The following is a 19,634-nucleotide window of genomic DNA, read 5'->3' on the forward strand; positions in this document are numbered from 1 at the left end:
CCGGGATGCCACCCGTACGCCCCCGGTCGCGTGGAGACCGGGAGGCACGCGTCGCCCCTTGCGGCGGAGGAGCTATGCCTCGGCCGTCCCCGCCCCGGCCAGCGCGGCGACCCGCTCCACGCCGAACACATAGCCCTGCACCCCGCAACCGGCGATGACCCCGTCGGCGCGCAGGGAGACGTAGGAGTGGTGCCGAAACGTCTCGCGCTGGTGGATGTTGGAGATGTGGACCTCCAGCACGGGCAGCCCGTCGCAGGTGTTGAGGGCGTCCAGGATGGCGACGGAGGTGTGCGAGTAGGCGCCGGGGTTGATGACGATCCCGCTGTGGTTCAGCCGTGCCTCGTGGATCCAGTCGACCAGTTCGCCCTCGTGGTTGGACTGCCGGAAGTCCACCGTGCCGCCGTGCGCGGCCGCCGCCTTGGCGCACATCGCCTCGACGTCGGCGAGCGTGTCGGAGCCGTAGATCTCGGGCTGCCGCTGCCCCAGGAGGTTCAGGTTGGGGCCGTTGAGGATCATGATCGGGGCGTTGGCCAGGGTGCGGGGCACGGTTCCTCCGGTCCGTTCGGGTGGGCGGCCCGTCGGGACCGCTGCTCGGACCCGGTTTATCACGGTGCGACCGCTGGACAGGAGCCCGTACCCTCCCCGCATGACGACGCCCTCGTACCCTCCCAAGCCCTCCCCCGGCGACCGCGTCGCCGTCATCTCGCCCGGCGCCGGTCTGCCCGAACTCTTCCCGCGCCCCTACGAACTGGGCCTGGAACGGCTGCGCGAGGAGTACGACCTCGTACCGGTCGAGTACCCGACGACCCGGAAGATGGGCACGACGCCGCAGGAACGGGCGGACGACATCCACGCGGCCTTCGCCGACCCGGACATCAAGGCGGTCTTCACGTCGATCGGCGGCGACGACCAGATCACCGTGCTGCCACTGCTCGACCGGGAGTTGCTGCGGGCCGACCCCAAACCGTTCTTCGGCATGAGCGACAACACCAACTTGCTGGCATTCCTGTACAACACCGGCGTCGTCGGCTACCACGGCGGCACCGTGATGACGTCGCTGGGCAGGTCCGGCGCCATGAACCCGCTGACCGCCGACTCCCTGCGCGCGGCCCTGTTCACGTCGGGTCCGTACGAACTGCGGTCCGCCGAGCGCTTCAACGACGTCGACCGCGACTGGGCCGACCCGGCGACCTTCGACGCGGAGCCGGAGACCAGGCCCGGCACCGGATGGACCTGGGTGAACCCCGACCGCGTGGTGGAGGGCCGCAGTTGGGGCGGCTGTCTGGAGATCCTGGGCTGGCTGCTGATGGCCGACCGCGAAGTGCCGCGCGACCTGTCCGTCTTCGACGGCGGCGTGCTCTTCCTGGAGACCTCGGAGGAACTGCCGAGCGGCGAGGAGGTCTTCCGCACCCTGCGGAACATGGGCGAGCGCGGCCTGCTCCGGCGCTTCTCCGCGCTCCTGATGGGCCGTCCCAAGGCCTGGTCCTTCGAGCGGCCCAACACCCCGGAGGAGGCGGCTCGTTACACGACGGGACAGCGGGAGGCCGTGCTGCGCGCGATGCGGACGTACGCCCCCGACACCACGATCGTCTTCGATGTGGATCTCGGACACACCGACCCGCAACTCGTCATCCCCTACGGGGGCGTGGTCCGGGTCGACGGGCCCGCCCGGCGCATCACAGTGACCTACTGACACCCGTGGACGCCTCCTGAGACCCATCCACCTCGAACGGGCCTCCGCACGCCCCCCGTAACCGCCTGTCACCGTGGGTAGTTGACGCGGCATGCACCCTGCACGCACCGTGAAACCGCCCTCCATGCTGCGACTCGCGGCCGCCTCGCTCGCCGGGACGGCCATCGAGTTCTACGACTTCTTCGTCTACGGAACAGCGGCGGCCCTCGTCCTGGGACCGCTGTTCTTCCCGACGTTCTCGCCCCTGGCCGGGTCCCTCGCGGCCTTCGCGACCTTCGGGGTCGGGTTCGTGGCACGGCCGCTCGGCTCGGTGCTGTTCGGGCACATCGGGGACCGGCACGGGCGGCGGCCGGTCCTCGTCGCCTCGCTGCTGCTGACCGGGGGCGCGACCGTCGCCGTCGGCTGCGTCCCCACGTTCGACTCGATCGGCGTGACCGCCCCCTTCCTCCTCCTCGTACTGCGCTTCCTTCAGGGGCTCGGGCTCGGCGGAGAGTGGGGCGGGGCGGTGCTGCTGACGGCGGAACACGCGCCGGCCGAGCGGCGCGCGCTGTGGTCGAGCTTCCCGCAGGTCGGCCCCGCCGTGGGGTTTCTGCTGGCCAACGGGGTGATGCTGGCGCTGTCGGCTAGCCTGACGGAGGCCCAGTTCGCCGCCTGGGGGTGGCGGGTGCCGTTCTGGGCGGCGGGCCTGCTGGCCGTCGCGGGCCTGTGGCTGCGCTCGTCGCTCACCGAGAGCCCGCAGTTCCTCGAGATCGACGACCACGCGCGCGTGCCGCTCGCCGAGGTGGCGCGCGACCACTGGCGGCTCGTCCTGCTGACCGCCGGGGCGCTCGCGATCGGGTACGCGGTGTTCTACTCGGTGACGACCTGGTCCCTCGCGTACGGGACCGAACGGCTCGGGGTGAGCCGTACCGTCATGCTGACCTGCATCATGGGCACCGTGGTGGTGAAGGGCGCCCTGACGCCGCTGGCGGCGGTGCTCGGTGACCGGTACGGGCGGCGCCCGATGTGCCTCGTGGGCTGTTCCGCCACCGTGCTGTGGATGTTTCCCATGGTCGCGCTGCTGTCGACCGGTGAACCGCTGCTGATCTTCTTCGGCTTCCTGGTGGCGATGCTCGCGTTCGTCACGATGTTCGCCGTCATCGCCGCGTATCTGCCGGAGCTGTACGAGCCCCGGGTGCGATGCACGGGGGCGGCGGTGGGCTACAACCTGGGCGGGGTGGTCGGCGGCGCCCTGACACCGATCGTGGCCACCGCCGTGGCCCAGGGCGGACGGGTGCCCTGGGGCGTGGGCGCCTACCTGACCGGGATCGCCCTGCTGAGCCTGGCCTGCTTCGCGCTGCTGCCGGAGACCCGGCCGGTGCCCCTTGCGACGACGGCGGAGGCGGAGGCCACGGCGGGGTGAGCACCGCTGTCCGGTCCGCCCTCGGCCCCGCCGCCGCTACGGGTTCACCGCCAGCTCCAGGTACGCCGCGAACAGCACCAGATGGACGCCGCCCTGGAGCGGTGTCGCGCGCCCCGGGACCACGGTCAGCGAGGCCACCACGACGGTCAGGGCGAGCAGCACCATGTGGGTGGCGCCGAGGCCGAGGACGAGCGGTCCGGAGAGCCAGACGGAGGCCAGGGCGACAGCCGGAATGGTCAGGCCGATGCTGGCCATCGCGGAGCCGAGGGCGAGGTTGAGGCTGGTCTGGACACGGTCTCGGCGGGCCGCGCGCAGGGCGGCGATGGTCTCGGGCAGCAGCACGAGCAGCGCGATGATCACACCGACGACGGCGGGCGGCAGTCCGGCCGCCTCGACGCCGGACTCGATGGTGGGCGAGACGCCCTTGGCGAGGCCGACCACGCCGACGAGCGCCAGACCGAGCAGTCCGAGGCTGATCCGGGCGGTGCGGGCCGTCGGCGCCGTGGCGTGATCGGCCTCGGTGATCACCTCGCCGTGGCGGGTGATCGGCAGGAAGTAGTCCCGGTGGCGCACGGTCTGGGTCGCCACGAACAGGCCGTACAGCATCAGTGAGGCGAGTGCCGCGAAGGTGAGCTGGGCCGTGGAGAACTCCGGGCCCGGCTTGCTGGTGGTGAAGGTGGGGAGCACCAGGCTGAGCGTGGCCAGCGTCGCGACCGTGGCGAGTGCGGCGCCGGTGCCCTCCGGGTTGAAGACCGCGAGCCCGTGGCGCAGTGAGGCGACGAGCAGACACACGCCGACGATTCCGTTGCAGGTGATCATCACCGCGGCGAAGACGGTGTCGCGGGCGAGGGTCGAGCTCTTGTCGCCGTCGGCCATCAGCGTGACGATCAGTGCGACCTCGATGATCGTGACGGCGACGGCGAGGACGAGGGAGCCGAAGGGTTCGCCGACCCGGTGTGCGACGACCTCGGCGTGGTGGACGGCGGCAAGTACGGCTCCCGCGAGCACCAGCGTCACCAGGGCCACGCCCACCGCGGGCAGATCACGTCCCCAGGTGAGAGCGAGCAGGACCACCGCGGCCACCGGGACGACAGCAGTCCAACGCGCCGTGAGCGATCGGAGCCGAGCGAGCATGCGGTGATCCTTCCGGACGTGAAAGGGCCCCGCACTCCGGTGGACGCCGTGGATCTGCGTCTTTCGTCGTGCGGGGCCCCATCAGTGATTGCTGTGCGGTGTCGGCCTCCGTCAGGCCTCGATGCTGTCCTTCTCGGCGCCTTCGGCCTTCTTCTGCTCGGCCCCGGCCTGCGCCTGCTTCTTGGACGCGATCAGGCTGGTGATCGTGGTGACGACCAGGACCGCACAGATCACACCGAGCGAGACCGGGATGGAGATCTCCGGTACGTGGACGCCGGACTCGTGCAGGGCGTGCAGCACCAGCTTCACACCGATGAAGCCGAGGATGACCGACAGACCGTAGGACAGGTGGACCAGCTTCCTCAGCAGGCCGCCGATGAGGAAGTACAGCTGTCGCAGGCCCATGAGCGCGAACGCGTTGGCCGTGAACACGATGTACGGGTCCTGGGTCAGGCCGAAGATCGCCGGGATCGAGTCGAGCGCGAAGAGGACGTCCGTGGTGCCGATGGCGAGCATCACGACCAGCATCGGCGTCATGACGCGCTTGCCGTTCTGCTCGATCCACAGCTTGGTGCCGTGGTAGCGGTCGGCGACACCGAAGCGCTTCTCGGCGGCCTTGAGGAGCTTGTTCTCCTCCCAGTCCTCCTCCGACTCGTCGGCCCTGGCCTCCTGGATCAACTTCCAGGCGGTGTAGATGAGGAACGCGCCGAAGATGTAGAAGACCCAGGCGAAGCTGGCGAGGATCGCCGCACCCGCGGCGATGAATATCGCGCGGAGCACCAGGGCTATCAGCACACCGACCAGCAGCACCCGCTGCTGGTACTGCGAGGGCACCGAGAACTTCGCCATGATCAGGACGAAGACGAAGAGGTTGTCGACGCTCAGGGACTTCTCGGTGATGAAGCCCGCGAAGAACTCTCCGGCCGGCTGGCCGCCGGCGAAGACGAGCAGACCGAGTCCGAAGAGTGCGGCCAGGACGATCCAGACGACCGTCCAGATTCCGGCTTCCTTGATGGACACGTCATGGGGCTTGCGGCCGATGAAGAAGTCGACCGCGATGAGGGCGGCAAGGCCCAGGACAGTCAGGACCCATAGGGTCGTGGAAACATCCACTGCGCCTCCGGCAGTACGTAACGGCAAATTTTCAGCGTCGTCGCTACCGGAGGTCTCTTCCACCCGGTCCTCCAGGGCGTTCCACAACGCCTGGTGCCGCCGGGCCGACGCCCCGGGATCTGGATTGATCCGTATTGACGGGGACGCCGCAGCATGTAGGGAGTACTCCCCTCCGCACGAAGAGAGTACCCAATCACCAAGAATAGGTAAAGGGCGAGGCAAAGAAAGCATCAAAAGTGCTGGTCAGGCGGCTTTGCCAGGGCTTGGTACGGGGTGGGTCCTCACCGGTTCCAGGAGCGGCGGGCTTCCGCGACCCGGGCGAGCACGTCGTGCATGACCCGGCTGCCGGGCGGGAGGCTCGACGGTTCGTACGTCCACGCGTGCCCGACCCAGGGGTCGGCGAGATGGTCGTCGGGGGTGGGTGTGAGTCGCATCAGCGAACGCCACAGAGGGTCGAGCAACGGCCCGTAGGCGGCGGCGTCGTGCCGGTCGGCGACCATCATCAGATGGACGCCGACGGCCGGGCCCTCGTCCGCGAGGTAGCGGAGTTGAGTCACGGCTCGGTCGTCGAAGCCGTGCGGGAAGTCGTTGACGATCAGTAGTTGCTCGGCCGTGTCGAGGCCGGGGGGCAGTGCGTCGGGCGCGCCGCCGCGCACCGCCATCTGTACGAGGTCGACCCGCTGGGTGAGCCGCCCCAGGATGTCCGCGACGCCGACGGCTCCGGCGGCGGGCGGTCCGGCGAGCACACCCGCCCCCACCAGCGGCGCGAGCGCGGACGAGCCGGCCCCGGCCGGGTCGACGACGTGCACCGCGAACTCGCCCGGCGGGTAGACCGCGAGCAGGCGGGCGGCGAGCGCCACCGCCGTGTCCAGCGCGAGGCGACGCAGTTCGTCGGAGTCGGCGAGCGGATCGCGGGAGCCGGAGCGGCCGCTGTCGATCCACAGGCCGCGCTCCAGCGGCAGCCGGACCAGCAGCGGGATGCGCACGTCCTCGCTCTCCGGCAGATGGAGGTCGCCCAGGCGCAGGGCCATCGGTATCTCCATCGGCACCCGGTAGCCGTGCCAGACCGGGTTGTCCCAGCTCGCGTACGCCGGGGGCAGCGCGGGCTCGACGACGTCGCTCTCGGCCCGGAGCTGGGCGAGGTCGCGGTCGAGGGCGGCCCTGGCCTGGTCGACGAGCTGGGCGTGCTTGGCGCGGGCGGCCTCGCGCGCGGCGTCGCCCTGGCCGCTGACGCGGCTGCGCGGGTCGGACAGGACCTTGTCCAGCTCCTGCTCCATGCGCGACTCGGCGAAATCGACGGCGCTGCGGTACGCGGCGGTGGTGCGGGCGAGGTCCTCGAACATGCCCCACACCTGGTTGTAGAGCCGCTCCTCCATGGACCAGCCGGTCGCGTCACCGGCGACGGGCTGCGCGGGCTGCCCCGGCTGGGCCCGGGGCGCGGTCGGCGGAGGCGGTGGCGGCGCGGTGGTCTGCCGGCCGGGGTGGCTGTAGTTGACGGGGCCACCGGCCGTGGGGGCGGCGGACTGGGGGCCGGTGGACGGGTCGGCCGGGGCCGGGCCGTCATGCCGCGCCGACGCGTGGTCGGGCGGTGTGGCGTCGTGGGGAGAGCCGTACGGGGATGTGGGCTGGTGTCCCTGCTGCGGCGAGGTGTTCCCGGAGAGGTCCTGGGGTGTCGTGCCGCCGTGGGTCTGGTCGGGGCCCTGCGCGGGTGCGGGCGTCTGGCGGGGGCGGTCCGTGTCCGGCAGGCGGGGCGGGGGTGCGGCCACCGAGCGGGCCAGGCCCTGGGCCACGGCCTCGTGGATGCCGTCGGCGAGTTGCCGCGCCTGAGGCAGGCCTTGGTCGGTGAACAGCTCCGCGAGGCCGCCCGCGTATCCCTGGCCGACCGCGCGGACCTTCCAGGCGCCCTGCCTGCGGTACAGCTCCAGGGCGATGACGGCGGACTCCGCCTCCAGATCGGTGAGGGTGTAGCTGGCGACCTCGGTGCCGTCGAGGCCGGTGACCGCGACGAACGGGGCGGCGACGGCGCCGAACCGCGCAGGGCCGCCGCTCCCGGACGGCAGGGCGAGCAGGACGGTCACCCGGTGCACGGACGGTGCCAGGGCGTCGAGGTCCACGGCGAGGCGGTGGTCGGCCGCCGCCTGCTTGGAGACCTCGATGCCCGGCAGAGTGGGCGCGCCCGGGTGGGCGACCCACTCCACGCCGTGCACCCGGCCGTGCTCGTCGCCGAGGGTGGCCCCGGCCACGATCGGCGTGCCGGCCGAGACGCGGATCTCCAGTCGGACCTCGGGCAGTGGATGGTTCTGCCCCCGGACCAGCTCGGCCGTCATCGACTTCGTCCCCCTGTGTCGCGTGCTGCGTGGTGCGTCGTACTGGCTACAGGACCGGCAGGATCGACGGCATCAGGTCCTGGAAGGTGCGGCCGTTGGCGGGCGTGCCGATGGCGGTCATCTGCCAGCCCGCGCCCGCTCGGTGCACCTTGGCCATGATCTGGGCCGTGTACTGGCCGCCGCCCGCGAGGGTGTAGCGCGCGAGCTCCTGGCCGTTGGTCTCGTCGACCAGACGGCAGAACGCGTTCTGCACTTCCTGGAAGGTCTGGCCCGTGAAGGAGTTCACGGTGAAGACGATCTGGTCGATGTGGACCGGCAGCCGGGCCAGGTCGACGAGGATCGCCTCGTCGTCGCCGCCCTGGCCGACACCGCCGACGAGGTTGTCGCCGGTGTGGCGGACGGAGCCGTCGTCGCTCACCAGGTGGCGGAAGAAGACGACGTCGACGGGCTGCTTGTCCGCGAACAGCACGGCGGAGGCGTCGAGGTCGATCTCGCGGGTGCGGGATCCGAACAGGCCACGGCGGGGGGCAGCCTGCCATCCGAGACCCATGCGCACCGCGGTCAGACTGCCTCCGTCGTTCTTCTGCAGACTGATGGCCTGACCCTTGGTCATGTTGACGGTCACGCGCTGTTCCCCTCTCGAACTGTCCCCTGTTTGCCGCGGAGTCCGCGGATGTGCAGCACCTTACGCAGCGGCACTGACATTGCCGCAGCCTGTGTCGCACTTTGTGTCGGTCTTGCAACACAGCGCGCCCGCGCCGGGGCACGACCCTTCCCCGGCGCCCGGCGGGGCCGTCAGGCCAGGCCCGCCTCCTTCATCTGCCGCAGTTCCTTCTTCATCTCGGAGACCTCGTCGCGCAGCCGGGCCGCGATCTCGAACTGCAGATCGGCGGCGGCCGCGCGCATCCGCTCCGTCATCTCCTCGATCTGCTGGGTGAGGTCGGCCGCGGGGCGGTCGGTCGGAATGGTGTCCTTGGCCTTGCCCCTGGCGGCCTTGGCCGCCTTGCCGCCGAGGGAGGGCACGGGGGCCTTGGCACCCTTGCCGTCCTTCCCCTTGCGGAAGCCTGTGCCGAGCAACTGCTCGGTGTCGACGTCCTCGCGGGCGATCTGCGCCACGATGTCGTTGATCTTCTTGCGGAGCGGCTGCGGGTCGACGCCGTTCGCCTTGTTGTACGCGACCTGCCTCTCCCGGCGCCGGTTGGTCTCGTCGATGGCCTTCGCCATCGCCGGGGTGATCTTGTCGGCGTACATGTGGACCTGACCCGAGACGTTGCGCGCCGCGCGGCCGATGGTCTGGATCAGCGAGGTCCCGGAGCGCAGGAAGCCCTCCTTGTCGGCATCCAGGATCGCCACCAGAGAGACCTCGGGGAGGTCGAGGCCCTCCCTGAGGAGGTTGATGCCGACCAGGACGTCGTACTCACCGGCCCGCAGCTCGCGCAGCAGTTCGACACGGCGCAGGGTGTCGACGTCGCTGTGGAGGTAGCGGACCTGGATGCCGAGTTCGAGGAAGTAGTCGGTGAGGTCCTCGGCCATCTTCTTGGTGAGGGTGGTGACGAGGACGCGCTCGTCCTTCTCGGTGCGCTTGCGGATCTCGTGCACCAGGTCGTCGATCTGGCCCTCGGTCGGCTTGACGACGACCTCGGGGTCGACCAGGCCGGTGGGGCGGATGATCTGCTCGACATGGCCGTCGGAGCGGGAGAGCTCGTACTGCCCGGGGGTCGCCGAGAGGTAGACCGTCTGCCCGACGCGCTCCTGGAACTCCTCCCACTTCAAGGGGCGGTTGTCCAGGGCGGAGGGCAGCCGGAAGCCGTGGTCGACGAGAGTGCGCTTGCGGGAGGCGTCGCCCTCGTACATCGCGCCGATCTGGGGCACGGTGACGTGGGACTCGTCGATGACGAGGAGGAAGTCGTCCGGGAAGTAGTCCAGCAGCGTGTTCGGCGGAGAGCCGGGCCGGCGGCCGTCGAAGTGCATCGAGTAGTTCTCCACGCCGGAGCAGGAGCCGATCTGGCGGAGCATCTCCAGGTCGTATGTCGTGCGCATGCGCAGCCGCTGGGCTTCCAGGAGCTTGCCCTGCTTCTCCAACTCGGCTAGGCGCTCCCCCAGTTCCTTCTCGATGTCGTTGGCGGCGCGCTCCAGGCGCTCGGGGCCGGCGACGTAGTGGGAGGCGGGGAAGACGTACAGCTGCTCGTCGTCGGTGATGATCTCGCCGGTGAGCGGGTGGAGGGTGGAGAGGGCCTCGATCTCGTCGCCGAACATCTCGATGCGGACGGCGAGCTCCTCATAGACCGGGAAGATCTCGATGGTGTCGCCGCGGACGCGGAAGGTGCCGCGGGCGAACGCAAGGTCGTTGCGCGTGTACTGGATGTCCACGAAACGGCGCAGCAGCTCGTCCCGGTCGAACTCGTCGCCGACTCTGAGGGGGACCATCCGGTCCACGTACTCCTGCGGCGTACCGAGGCCGTAGATGCAGGAGACCGAGGCGACCACGATGACGTCGCGGCGGGTGAGCAGCGAGTTGGTCGCGGAGTGGCGCAGGCGTTCGACCTCCTCGTTGATCGAGGAGTCCTTCTCGATGTAGGTGTCCGACTGCGGGACGTAGGCCTCTGGCTGGTAGTAGTCGTAGTACGAGACGAAGTACTCGACCGCGTTGTTCGGCAGCAGCTCGCGGAACTCGTTGGCCAGTTGGGCGGCCAACGTCTTGTTCGGCGCCATCACCAGGGTGGGGCGCTGGAGCTTCTCGATCATCCACGCGGTGGTGGCGGACTTGCCGGTGCCGGTCGCGCCGAGCAGGACGACGTCCTTCTCACCTGCTCCGATGCGCTGGGCGAGCTCGGCGATTGCCGTGGGCTGGTCACCGCTCGGCTGGTAGGGGCTGACGACCTCGAAGGGCGCCACCGTGCGTTCGATCTGGGAAACGGGCCGCATGGAATCAACCGTACGACCCCGCACTGACAACGGGCTCCGATCAGCGGTTCTGCGGGGTGCGGTAACTCCGCTCGCGGTGCTCCGCGCCGGTGTGTGACTCCTGGCGTCGGCAGGTGTGCGCGGTGGCCTGGGCCGGGATGCCGGGCCGCCGCTCGACCGGGTTCCCGTGGAACCTGCCCATGATCATGAACGGGTCGAACATCACGACGACGCCCGCGAGGAGCAGGAAGACCAGCGGGCCGATCATCAGCGGGGCGAGCAGAGCGGCGGACGAGGAGCCACCGTCCGGGGTTGGGGCGGCGGCGCTGTGCAGATGGACGCTCAGGGCGGCCATGCCCGTGTAGTGCATGCCACTGACCGCGACCCCCATGACGAGGCTGGCGCCCACACTCCACAGGAAGCCGCGGACCTGTCCGGCGGCCCAAAGGGCGGCGATCGCGGCCACCACGGCGATGACGACCGAGGCGGCCACGGTGAAGGTGTTGTATCCGAGCGTGCCGTTGAGGCGCATTCCGGCCATGCCGAGGTAGTGCATGGAGGCGATGCCGAGGCCGGTGATGGTGCCGCCGGTGAAGAGCGCGGCCCCGGTCGCTCCCTTGGAGGCGACCATGAAGATCCCGATGCCGACCATGACGACGGCGACGGCGAGACTCGCGAACGTGGTCAGCGGGTCGTACTCGACCGGGCTCTGCAGGACGTTGAAGCCCATCATCGCAACGAAGTGCATGGTCCAGATGCCGGAGCCGATGGCCGCCGAGCCCAGCGCGAGCCAGCCGATCCGCCAGCGGCCGTCGACGAGCGTCGATCTGGTGGTGCAGCGCAGGCCGAGCGCACCACCGAGGCAGGCCATGAGATAGGCCACCACCGGTGTGACGAGTCCGTAGCTGAAGCCGTCGACCGTGCCCTGCATTCGCGGCTGCCTTTCCCGCCCTGTCGCGTCCCTGGATTCCTTGCGATGCCCCCACCCAGGACCGCCACAACGGTCAGGGTTGTCGCAGAGAGTATGACCCCCACCGGAATGGTCGAACGATTTTCCGGCAAAGAAACACGCCCTTGCCCCACTTGTGCGGTGCCCGTGAGCGGACTTGGACAACTCCATTCAATTCATGGCCATCCTGCACCCTCCTCCCGTTGACCCTCTGCTGTCACCCTTGAGCTGACCGTGATCGATCGATGCGAGGAGTACGCATGCACGTGCGCGCAGTTGCCGCCGCGACCACCGCGTTCATGGGGGCCACCGTCCTCCTGCTCCCCACTTCCACCGCTCATGCGGCCGCCGACACCGAGGATCCGCTGGTCGTCGCGCATCGCGGAGCTTCCGCCTACGCGCCCGAGAACACCCTGGCCGCCGTCGACAAGGCCGACAGGATGGGCTTCACCTGGGTCGAGAACGACGTCCAGCGCACCAAGGACGGCAGGCTCGTCGTCCTTCACGACGCGACACTCGCGCGGACGACCAATGCCGAAGAACTCTATCCGGACCGAGCTCCCTGGAACGTGGGGGACTTCACCGCCGCGGAGATCGCCCGCCTGGACGCGGGCAGTTGGTTCAGCAGCACCTACGCGGGCGCGCGCGTGCCGACGCTGGAGCAGTACATGAGGCGTGTGTCACGCAACCATCAGAAGCTCGTCCTGGAGATCAAGAACCCGCAGCTCTACCCGGGCATCGAACAGCAGACCCTGAAGGTGCTCAGCAACGAGGGCTGGCTCGGCCCGGCGCGCCTGCGGAAGCTGGTGATCCAGAGCTTCAGCGCCGACACCGTACGGCGGGTCCACGAGCTGCGCCCGGCCGTGAAGACCGGTTTCCTCGGCACCCCGGACATCGCCGACCTGCCCGAGTACGCGACCTTCACCGACCAGATCAACTCCTCGTACACCACCATCTCCGGGTCCTACGTCTCCATGATCCACGCACTGGAGGGGCCGCACGGGAAGCCGTTGGAAATCCTCACCTGGACCGTGAACGACGCGGACAACGCCCGCCGGGTGGCCGACTACGGCGTGGACGGCATCATCACCAACAAGCCGGACGTGGTCAGAGAGGCCACGCGGAGCTGACGACAGTTCCTGGGTCCGTGGCGTGCGTTCCGGTATGGAACGCACGCCACCGGCGTTGTCAGTGGCGGGACGTACGGTGGTCGCATGAACAGCCATGCGCAGGACGAGCAGCAAGTCGTGTGGGCCGTCGTCGGCACGGACATCGGCCCGCTGCTGCTGGCCGCGACGGACGACGGCCTGGTGAACGTCGTGTTCCACGCGACGGACGCGGTGCGCGACGAGACACTCGACCGGCTCGCCTCCCGCCTCGGCACGGTCCCCGTCGAGGCCCCCGGCGCTCCTCAGCTGGCCGAGGCGATACGTCAGGTCGAGGCGTACTTCGCGGGCGAGCGGCACGCCTTCGAGCTGCCGCTGGACTGGTCGCTGATCTCCGGGTTCAACCGCCAGGTGTTGCGCGAGCTGGCCTCCGGCGTCGCGTACGGCTCGGTCGTGGGGTACGGCGACCTGGCCCGGCGTGTGGGGCAACCGGGCGCTGCCCAGGCGGTCGGCGTGGCGATGGGATCGAATCCGCTGCCGGTGGTGGTGCCGTGCCATCGGGTGGTCGAGAGCGACGGCGGCATCGGGGGGTTCGGCGGCGGGCTGGAGACCAAGCGGAGGCTGCTGGCGCTTGAAGGAGTGCTTCCGGAGCCCTTGTTCTGAGATGTCCCTGTTCCGGCCTTCTGAGGCGTCCCTGCTCTGAGGCATCCATGGGTGGCCTTTGGGCGCCCATGGGTGACCTTTACAGATGAGGTGCGGAAGGCGAGCGCCGCGCCACGAATCGGTCATCGGTCGTCGTTCCGGTACACGGAGGCTGGCCGGAAACCGCCCGCGGTAGCAGACTCCGTCCGTCCATATGTCTCCGCGCTACTCGTAATGCCGCGCCTCGAACACATTGCCGTCCGGGTCCCGGAAGTAGAAGCTGCGCCGGGCCATTCCGCGTGCCCCGAAGGAGTCGTACGAGAAGTCCGAGACGGGGACCGCCCGTTCCTCCAGACGGGTGCGCAGTTCGTCGAAGGCGTCGCCGGGCATGGCGAGGCAGACGTGGTTGACGGGGTGCCCGGCACTGTCGGCGGCGCCGGGCACCATCTTCATGGTCTCGGCCACGGTGAGCGGCATGAGGTCGAGGATGGTCTCGTCGTTGAGGCGCACGGAAGGGAAAGGGGCCTGCCCTGCGGCGTATTCGGTGACCCTCACGGGTTCCAGGCCGACGGCCTTCTCGTAGAAGCCGGCCGCGGCGATCGGCTCCTGTACCCAGAGGACCACATGGTCGAGACGTGTGGCGTTGTCCGTCATGCACCTCAGGCTGGTGGCCTGCACCACAACGCGCAAGGGTTTGGCCGGGCGCGCCGTCCGCCAGGGATGAGGGAAGAACGACAGACAGGAGGCAAGCGCGTGCTGGTGGTGTCCGAAGAGGTGCGGGAAGCGGTTGACGCGCGTCAACCCGTGGTGGCGCTGGAATCCACGATCATCGCGCACGGGCTGCCCCGCCCGCGCAATCTGCAGGTGGCTGTGGAGCTGGAGGATGTCGTACGGCAGGAGGGCGCCGTACCGGCGACGATCGCCGTGCTCGACGGGCGGCCCCACATCGGCCTCGACAAGGGGCAGTTGGAGCGGGTCGCGAACGAGGACGGCATCCGCAAACTCGGGCACCGGGACCTGCCGCTCGCGGTGGCCTCGGGGGTGAGCGGCGCGACCACCGTGTCGGCCACCGCCCAGCTGGCCGCCCTGGCGGGCGTACGGGTGTTCGCGACGGGCGGGCTCGGAGGGGTGCACCGGGAGTGGACGGTGACCCAGGACGAGTCCGCCGACCTGGGGCTGTTGGCCCGCACCCGGATCACCGTGGTGTGCGCGGGCGTGAAATCGATCCTGGACGTGCCGGCGACCTTGCAACGGCTGGAGACGCTGGGTGTCGCGGTCGCCGGGTACGGCACGGAGCGCTTCCCCGGCTTCTATCTGTCGGACTCGGGTCACCCGGTGGAGTGGACGCTCCGGTCGCCGGGCGAGGTCGCCGACGTGATGCGGGCGCAGGACGCGCTCGACGGCCCCGAATCGGCGCTGATCGTCGCCAACCCGGTGCCTGAGGAGGAGCAGCTCGACCCCGAACTGCACGCACGTGTGCTCGCCGAGGCGCTGCGGGCGTGCGAGGCGGAAGGCGTCACGGGACAGGCGGTCACACCGTTCCTGCTGAGCTACCTGGTACGGCACACCGACGGCGCCTCCCTGAGCGCCAACCTGGCGGCGGTACGGGGCAACGTACGTCTCGCGTCGCGGATCGCGGCGGCCTGGGCCGGGGCGTGAGGTGGCGCGGCGGGGCGTGAACCGGCAGGGCGGTGAAGTGGGCGGATCCGGCGGTGGGGTGGGCGGGGCACTGCTCGTCGTGGGTGACGTCGTCACGGATGTCGTCGCCCGGCACCGCGGGCCGCTCGCGCCAGGCACCGACACGGCCTCCGCGATCCGGACGCTGCCGGGCGGGGCGGGCGCCAACGTGGCCTGCTGGGCGGCCCATTGGGGCTGCACGGATGTGCGGCTGCTCGGGCGTGTGGGCACGGACGGGGCCGTGTGGCACGAGCGGGAGCTGCGGGCTTCAGGGGTACGGCCCCACCTGGTCGTCGATCCGGAAGCGGCGACGGGGACGGTGATCTGCCTCGTGGACACGGGCGACGCGGCCGAACGCACTTTCCTCACGGACAGCGGTGCCTCGCTGCGGCTGGACCCGGACGACTGGTCGCCGTCCCTGCTCGACGGGGTCGCGCGACTGCATCTGTCGGGCTATCTGTTCTTCTCTGAGCCGAGTCGCGCGCTGGTCTCCGTGGCTCTGGAGTCGGCACGCGCGCGTGGGGTGCCGGTGAGCGTGGATCCCGCGTCGGCGGGGTTCCTCACGAAGCTGGGGGTGGACCGTTTCCTCGCGCTCGCCGAGGGGGTCGACGTGCTGCTGCCCAGCCGCGACGAGGCGTATCTGCTGACGGGGCTGCCCGATCCGGCCGACGCGGCGGCCAAGTTGAGCCGCCTCGTTCCCCTGGTCGTGGCCAAGCAGGGGGCCGACGGTACGCTGATCGCTCGCGGGGGCAGCGTCGAGTCCCGGATTCCGGCGGCCGCCGCCGTGCCCTGCGACACCACCGGCGCGGGTGACGCCTTCACGGGGGCGTTCCTGGCCATGCTGCTCGCGGGCGCGGAGGCCGAGGAAGCGGCGACCGAGGGGTGCAGGGCGGGGGCGCTGGCGGTGGAGCAGGTGGGCGGGAGGCCGCCGACGGCCGACTGAGACCCGCGACATCAAGCGGCCGACCGAGACCTGCGGCGTCCATCCGTCGACCGAGACCTGCGGCGTCCATCGGCCGACCGAGGCCCGCAGCGTCAATGGTGCGGCGGCCCCGTGGGGTCAACTGTGTGGCGGGGCGCCCCGCCACGGGGCATGGCATGCCACTACGCCTTCCGTCCCCACGCCGAGATGAGCGGCGGGGCGGCGATGTCCATCGTGCCGGCGACCACGTTGGCCAGATGCCGGTCGATCTCCTCGCCCGTGGCGAGGTTCGCCGCGACGAGCGCTTCGCGGACCCGATGGATGGTCGCCGACTCCAGGCCGGCGCAGTTCGGGGAGGCGACGGGGAAGTACGCGTCGGCCTCGACACCGCACAGGCCCGCCGCGCGCAGCAGACGCGGGAGTCGGCGGCCGTACGCCGGGTCGACTCCGCGTTCGGCGAGCAGGGCGCGGACGGCCTGGCGGAGCCGGTTGGCCAGTTGGTGCTCGGGGCCGGATTCCTCGAGGCAGGCCAGGGGTTGGAGGGCGGGGTCGGCGTCCTCGATCAGGAGTCGTCCGCCGGGGCGCAGTGCCTTGATCATCGACAGCAACGCCCGCTCGCGGTCCGGCGCGTGGACCAGGGCGAGCCGGGCGTGGACGAGGTCGAAGCCCTCCCCCGGCGGTTGGTCGACGCCCACCTGGTGAACCAGGGCCTCGACCGGGGGTCGGGTGACCGAGGGGACGGCCCATGAGATGTCGGTGTCGGTCGCCATGACCTTGCCGGTCGGTCCGACCTTCTTGGCCAGCCAGGAGACCACGGAGGTCCCGCCGGCGCCGACCTCCCAGCAGCGCCAGCCGGACCCGAGGCCGAAGCCCTCCATGTGCCGGAACGTCGTGCGGTCGAAGAGCGTGGCGAAGGCGTCGGAGCGCTGCCCCTTCTCTGTCTGCTGGTGGTCGAGGAGATATCCGTCGGTTCGCATCATGCCGCGATCATCCCATTTGACCGACTTATCGCTAATAACGACGCTCCCACAGTCCTTCATGTCCGCCCCGGCGGCGGCCGACAGGGCCGAACCGGAACGACTGGAGCAGCTGGAACACCTGAAGCGCTTGGAACATGTGGAACGCCTGGAACATGTGGAACGCCTGGAAGTGAAGCGGAAGGTTCCGTTCCCACAGCCTTACCCGGCACTCATTCGGTCCTGGCAAACTGGCGCGACAAGGCACGAAGTGCGGTGCGAGGAGATCCACGCAAGGAGAACCAGATGTCCATGGCAGGGAATCTGCGAAAGGTCACCGGCCTCGACAAGGTCGGCGGCCTCCGCAAGATGGCACGGCTGGCCCGGCGTCACCCCCGCGTCGACCTCAGTCATCCGGCCCGCTCCCCGCTGGGCACCTCGGTGGTGAACTGCGTGACCTACCACAAGGGCATCCGCTCCCCCGGCGGCCGCGATGTCATCGAGGCCGTCAAACAGGTCCGCAGGCACGACCACGGCTTCGTCTGGCTCGGGCTGCACGAGCCGACACAAAGGGAGTTCGCCGGCATCGCCGAGCTCTTCGACCTGCACCCACTGGCGGTCGAGGACGCCGTCGAGGCCCATCAGCGCCCGAAGCTGGAGCGGTACGGTGACACCCTGTTCGCGGTGTTCAAGACGGTCTGCTACGTCGAGCACACCGAACTGACCGCGACCAGCGAGGTGGTGCACACCGGCGAGATCATGGTCTTCGTCGGCTCCGACTTCGTGATCACGGTACGGCACGGGCGGCACGGCTCGCTCGGCCCGCTGCGCGAGGAACTGGAGACGAATCCGGAGCAGCTGGCCAAGGGACCGGCCGCGGTGCTGCACGCGATCGCGGACCACGTGGTGGACGACTATCTGAACGTCACGGACTCCGTACAGACGGACATCGACCAGGTCGAGAGCGATGTGTTCGCCGCGAACGGCTCGCGCGTCGACCCCGGCCGCATCTACCAGCTCAAGCGCGAACTGCTCGAACTGAAGCGGGCGGTGGCCCCGCTCGCCCGCCCTCTCCAGGAACTCACCTCCCGGCCGATCCGGGTGGTCGAGCCAGAGATACAGGCCTACTTCCGGGACGTCTCCGACCACTTGCTGCGGGCCATCGAACAGATCGCCGCGTTCGACGAACTGCTGAACTCGATCCTGCAGGCGCATCTCGCGCAGGTCAGCGTCGCGCAGAACGAGGACATGCGAAAGATCACGGCGTGGGCGGCGCTCATCGCCGTGCCGACCATGGTGTGCGGGGTCTATGGCATGAACTTCGAGCACATGCCCGAGCTGCACTGGAAGTTCGGCTACCCGCTGGTCCTCGGAGTCATAGCCACCGCCTGCGTCACCCTCTACCGGGGCTTCAAGCGCAACGGCTGGCTGTGACTCCAGGACCGGCGGCAGCGGGAGCGGGGAACTCGGGTCAGTGCGTCGCGCCCTTCGCGTAGACGCTCTCGGCCCAGGAGGCGATCTGGTCGTCCGACAGATGGTGGGCCAGGTCGGCCTCGCTGATCATGCCGACGAGGCGCTTGTTCTCGATCACCGGGAGCCGGCGGATCTGGTGCCCCTTCATCTCCTCGAGCACCTCCCTGATGTCGGCGTTCGCGTCGATCCAGCGCGGTGTGCCCTTGGCCAGCTCGCCCGCCGTGACCGTCGACGGGTCATGACCGAGGGCGACACAGCCGACGACGATGTCGCGGTCCGTCACGATGCCGCAGAGCCGTTCGTTCTCGTCGCTGATGGGGAGCGCTCCGACGTTCAGCTGGCGCATCAGCTGGGCGGCGCGGTCCAGGGTCTCGTGGGCGGGGATCCACTGTGCACCGCGGTGCATGATGTCTCCGGCGGTGGTCATGTAGTACCTCCCGATGCCGGACGGCCGGCGCGGCGCAGGACGCACCGCTAGTCCCGGCGCCTACATTCTTGCCGCGCCCGGGGTGAAGCGCACTCGGGGAGGGACACGGCCACGCCTGACACGGGCGGGGATCAGGCGGCGAAGTGGATGATCCTCTCCGGGACGGCCCGGATGATCACCCGGACCTCGTCCCCTGTAAAGGCCTTTCGAGGGTTTCGAGGGGTGATCCCCTCGCCCATCAGCCGTTCCAGGCCGGGTGTCGTGGGTCGTCGGCGCGTACCAGGACGTCAGCGGTGGTGGCCGGGGCGGTTTCGGTCTCGTAGCGCTCGAATGCGGGAAGGGTCCAGTGGTCGCGCTCGGGGGTACGGCGGCGCAGGGCGCCCGGGGAGAGGAGGACGTGGACGGTCAGATCGAAGGGGAACCAGTGCTTCAGGAGGAGGGGGCCGTGCGTCAACAGGATGGCGCCGGGCGGGAGTTGGATGTAGGGGCTGCGGGTCGCGCGGTCCGTGGTGGGGTCCCAGAGGTCGGGCAGGACCCGGCCCGTGCCCCCGGGATCGAGCGGGCCGAAGACCTCACGCCACAGGGCGGCGGTGTCGAACCAACCGTCGTAGTACGCCTCCACGTCCTCGTGGCCGTACTCGAACCGGAGCGACGCCGGCCGGAGGAAGCCCTCGGTGCCCACCACGAGCGAAGAACGGCCGCGTATGCGCAGCGCCTCCGACACGAGGGCGGCGAGATCGCCCGGACGGGCGGACGGGGCGCCGTCGAACGCGATGCGTGGCCAGGGGGAGCCGTCGTCCGGTTTCAGGTCGAGGAGGCGGTCGGCGAGGAGGTCGCCGAGCCGTTCCCAGGTGATCGCTTCGAATCGCACACGCCCATGATGCCGCGCGCGGCGAACCGTGCCCGAGC

The 19,634-nt window shown here is 70.0% G+C and carries 18 protein-coding genes; 7 read left to right on the top strand and 11 right to left on the bottom strand.

Going from position 1 to position 19,634, the window contains the following annotated elements; translation table 11 throughout:
* Nucleotides 1-72: 72 nt before the first annotated feature.
* Nucleotides 73-546 (bottom strand): type II 3-dehydroquinate dehydratase, encoded by a 474-nt coding sequence (aroQ, locus tag JIX55_RS13350; RefSeq protein ID WP_257563518.1) that lies wholly within the window; start codon nt 544-546, stop codon nt 73-75.
* Between the two features lie 100 nt (nt 547-646).
* Here aroQ and JIX55_RS13355 point away from each other — a divergent pair, with 100 nt between their 5' ends.
* Nucleotides 647-1,693 carry a S66 family peptidase gene (locus JIX55_RS13355; RefSeq protein ID WP_257563519.1) on the top strand — a complete coding sequence of 349 codons (1,047 nt, stop codon included), beginning with the start codon at nt 647-649 and terminating at the stop codon, nt 1,691-1,693.
* Between the two features lie 124 nt (nt 1,694-1,817).
* Entirely contained in the window at nt 1,818-3,095 is a 1,278-nt protein-coding gene (locus JIX55_RS13360) for an MFS transporter (RefSeq protein ID WP_257563520.1), read from the top strand.
* A gap of 36 nt (nt 3,096-3,131) precedes the next feature.
* Here the strand turns inward: JIX55_RS13360 and JIX55_RS13365 are convergent, their stop codons facing one another.
* From JIX55_RS13365 to JIX55_RS13390, 6 genes are all read right to left on the bottom strand, one after another.
* Nucleotides 3,132-4,229 carry a calcium:proton antiporter gene (locus JIX55_RS13365; RefSeq protein WP_257563521.1) on the bottom strand — a complete coding sequence of 366 codons (1,098 nt, stop codon included), beginning with the start codon at nt 4,227-4,229 and terminating at the stop codon, nt 3,132-3,134.
* A gap of 111 nt (nt 4,230-4,340) precedes the next feature.
* Nucleotides 4,341-5,342 carry a TerC family protein gene (locus JIX55_RS13370; protein ID WP_257563522.1) on the bottom strand — a complete coding sequence of 334 codons (1,002 nt, stop codon included), beginning with the start codon at nt 5,340-5,342 and terminating at the stop codon, nt 4,341-4,343.
* Between the two features lie 281 nt (nt 5,343-5,623).
* Nucleotides 5,624-7,669 carry a TerD family protein gene (locus JIX55_RS13375; RefSeq protein WP_257563523.1) on the bottom strand — a complete coding sequence of 682 codons (2,046 nt, stop codon included), beginning with the start codon at nt 7,667-7,669 and terminating at the stop codon, nt 5,624-5,626.
* Nucleotides 7,670-7,715: 46 nt separating this feature from the next.
* Nucleotides 7,716-8,294, bottom strand: a complete 579-nt coding sequence (locus JIX55_RS13380) for a TerD family protein (RefSeq protein WP_257563524.1) — start codon at nt 8,292-8,294, stop codon at nt 7,716-7,718.
* A 170-nt stretch (nt 8,295-8,464) separates the two neighbouring features.
* Nucleotides 8,465-10,594: an excinuclease ABC subunit UvrB gene (uvrB, locus tag JIX55_RS13385; protein ID WP_257563525.1), complete on the bottom strand. Its 2,130-nt coding sequence runs from the start codon at nt 10,592-10,594 to the stop codon at nt 8,465-8,467.
* Nucleotides 10,595-10,634: 40 nt separating this feature from the next.
* Nucleotides 10,635-11,504, bottom strand: coding sequence for an MHYT domain-containing protein (locus JIX55_RS13390; RefSeq protein WP_257563526.1), 870 nt, complete (start codon nt 11,502-11,504; stop codon nt 10,635-10,637).
* A 278-nt stretch (nt 11,505-11,782) separates the two neighbouring features.
* Between JIX55_RS13390 and JIX55_RS13395 the strand changes: the two genes are divergently transcribed.
* Nucleotides 11,783-12,652, top strand: a complete 870-nt coding sequence (locus JIX55_RS13395) for a glycerophosphodiester phosphodiesterase (protein WP_257563527.1) — start codon at nt 11,783-11,785, stop codon at nt 12,650-12,652.
* An 84-nt stretch (nt 12,653-12,736) separates the two neighbouring features.
* Nucleotides 12,737-13,291 carry a methylated-DNA--[protein]-cysteine S-methyltransferase gene (locus tag JIX55_RS13400; protein WP_257563528.1) on the top strand — a complete coding sequence of 185 codons (555 nt, stop codon included), beginning with the start codon at nt 12,737-12,739 and terminating at the stop codon, nt 13,289-13,291.
* A 204-nt stretch (nt 13,292-13,495) separates the two neighbouring features.
* On the opposite strand, the gene JIX55_RS13405 is transcribed toward JIX55_RS13400, so the two are convergent.
* Nucleotides 13,496-13,924: a VOC family protein gene (locus JIX55_RS13405; RefSeq protein ID WP_257563529.1), complete on the bottom strand. Its 429-nt coding sequence runs from the start codon at nt 13,922-13,924 to the stop codon at nt 13,496-13,498.
* 66 nt (nt 13,925-13,990) lie between these two features.
* On the opposite strand from JIX55_RS13405, the gene JIX55_RS13410 reads away from it, so the two are divergent.
* Together JIX55_RS13410 and JIX55_RS13415 are read left to right on the top strand one after the other, a co-directional pair.
* Entirely contained in the window at nt 13,991-14,929 is a 939-nt protein-coding gene (locus JIX55_RS13410) for a pseudouridine-5'-phosphate glycosidase (protein WP_257563530.1), read from the top strand.
* Between the two features lie 58 nt (nt 14,930-14,987).
* Nucleotides 14,988-15,890 (top strand): carbohydrate kinase family protein, encoded by a 903-nt coding sequence (locus JIX55_RS13415; protein WP_257569321.1) that lies wholly within the window; start codon nt 14,988-14,990, stop codon nt 15,888-15,890.
* 161 nt (nt 15,891-16,051) lie between these two features.
* On the opposite strand, the gene JIX55_RS13420 is transcribed toward JIX55_RS13415, so the two are convergent.
* Nucleotides 16,052-16,849, bottom strand: coding sequence for a methyltransferase domain-containing protein (locus tag JIX55_RS13420; RefSeq protein WP_257563531.1), 798 nt, complete (start codon nt 16,847-16,849; stop codon nt 16,052-16,054).
* Between the two features lie 282 nt (nt 16,850-17,131).
* Here JIX55_RS13420 and corA point away from each other — a divergent pair, with 282 nt between their 5' ends.
* Nucleotides 17,132-18,259: a magnesium/cobalt transporter CorA gene (gene corA / locus JIX55_RS13425; RefSeq protein WP_257563532.1), complete on the top strand. Its 1,128-nt coding sequence runs from the start codon at nt 17,132-17,134 to the stop codon at nt 18,257-18,259.
* A 37-nt stretch (nt 18,260-18,296) separates the two neighbouring features.
* Here corA and JIX55_RS13430 read toward each other — a convergent pair whose 3' ends face one another.
* Both JIX55_RS13430 and JIX55_RS13435 read right to left on the bottom strand, forming a co-directional pair.
* Nucleotides 18,297-18,725 (bottom strand): CBS domain-containing protein, encoded by a 429-nt coding sequence (locus tag JIX55_RS13430; protein ID WP_257563533.1) that lies wholly within the window; start codon nt 18,723-18,725, stop codon nt 18,297-18,299.
* A 238-nt stretch (nt 18,726-18,963) separates the two neighbouring features.
* Entirely contained in the window at nt 18,964-19,596 is a 633-nt protein-coding gene (locus JIX55_RS13435; protein WP_257563534.1) for a uridine kinase, read from the bottom strand.
* Nucleotides 19,597-19,634: the final 38 nt, after the last annotated feature.

The organism is Streptomyces sp. DSM 40750 (genome assembly GCF_024612035.1).
Taxonomy (GTDB): domain Bacteria; phylum Actinomycetota; class Actinomycetes; order Streptomycetales; family Streptomycetaceae; genus Streptomyces.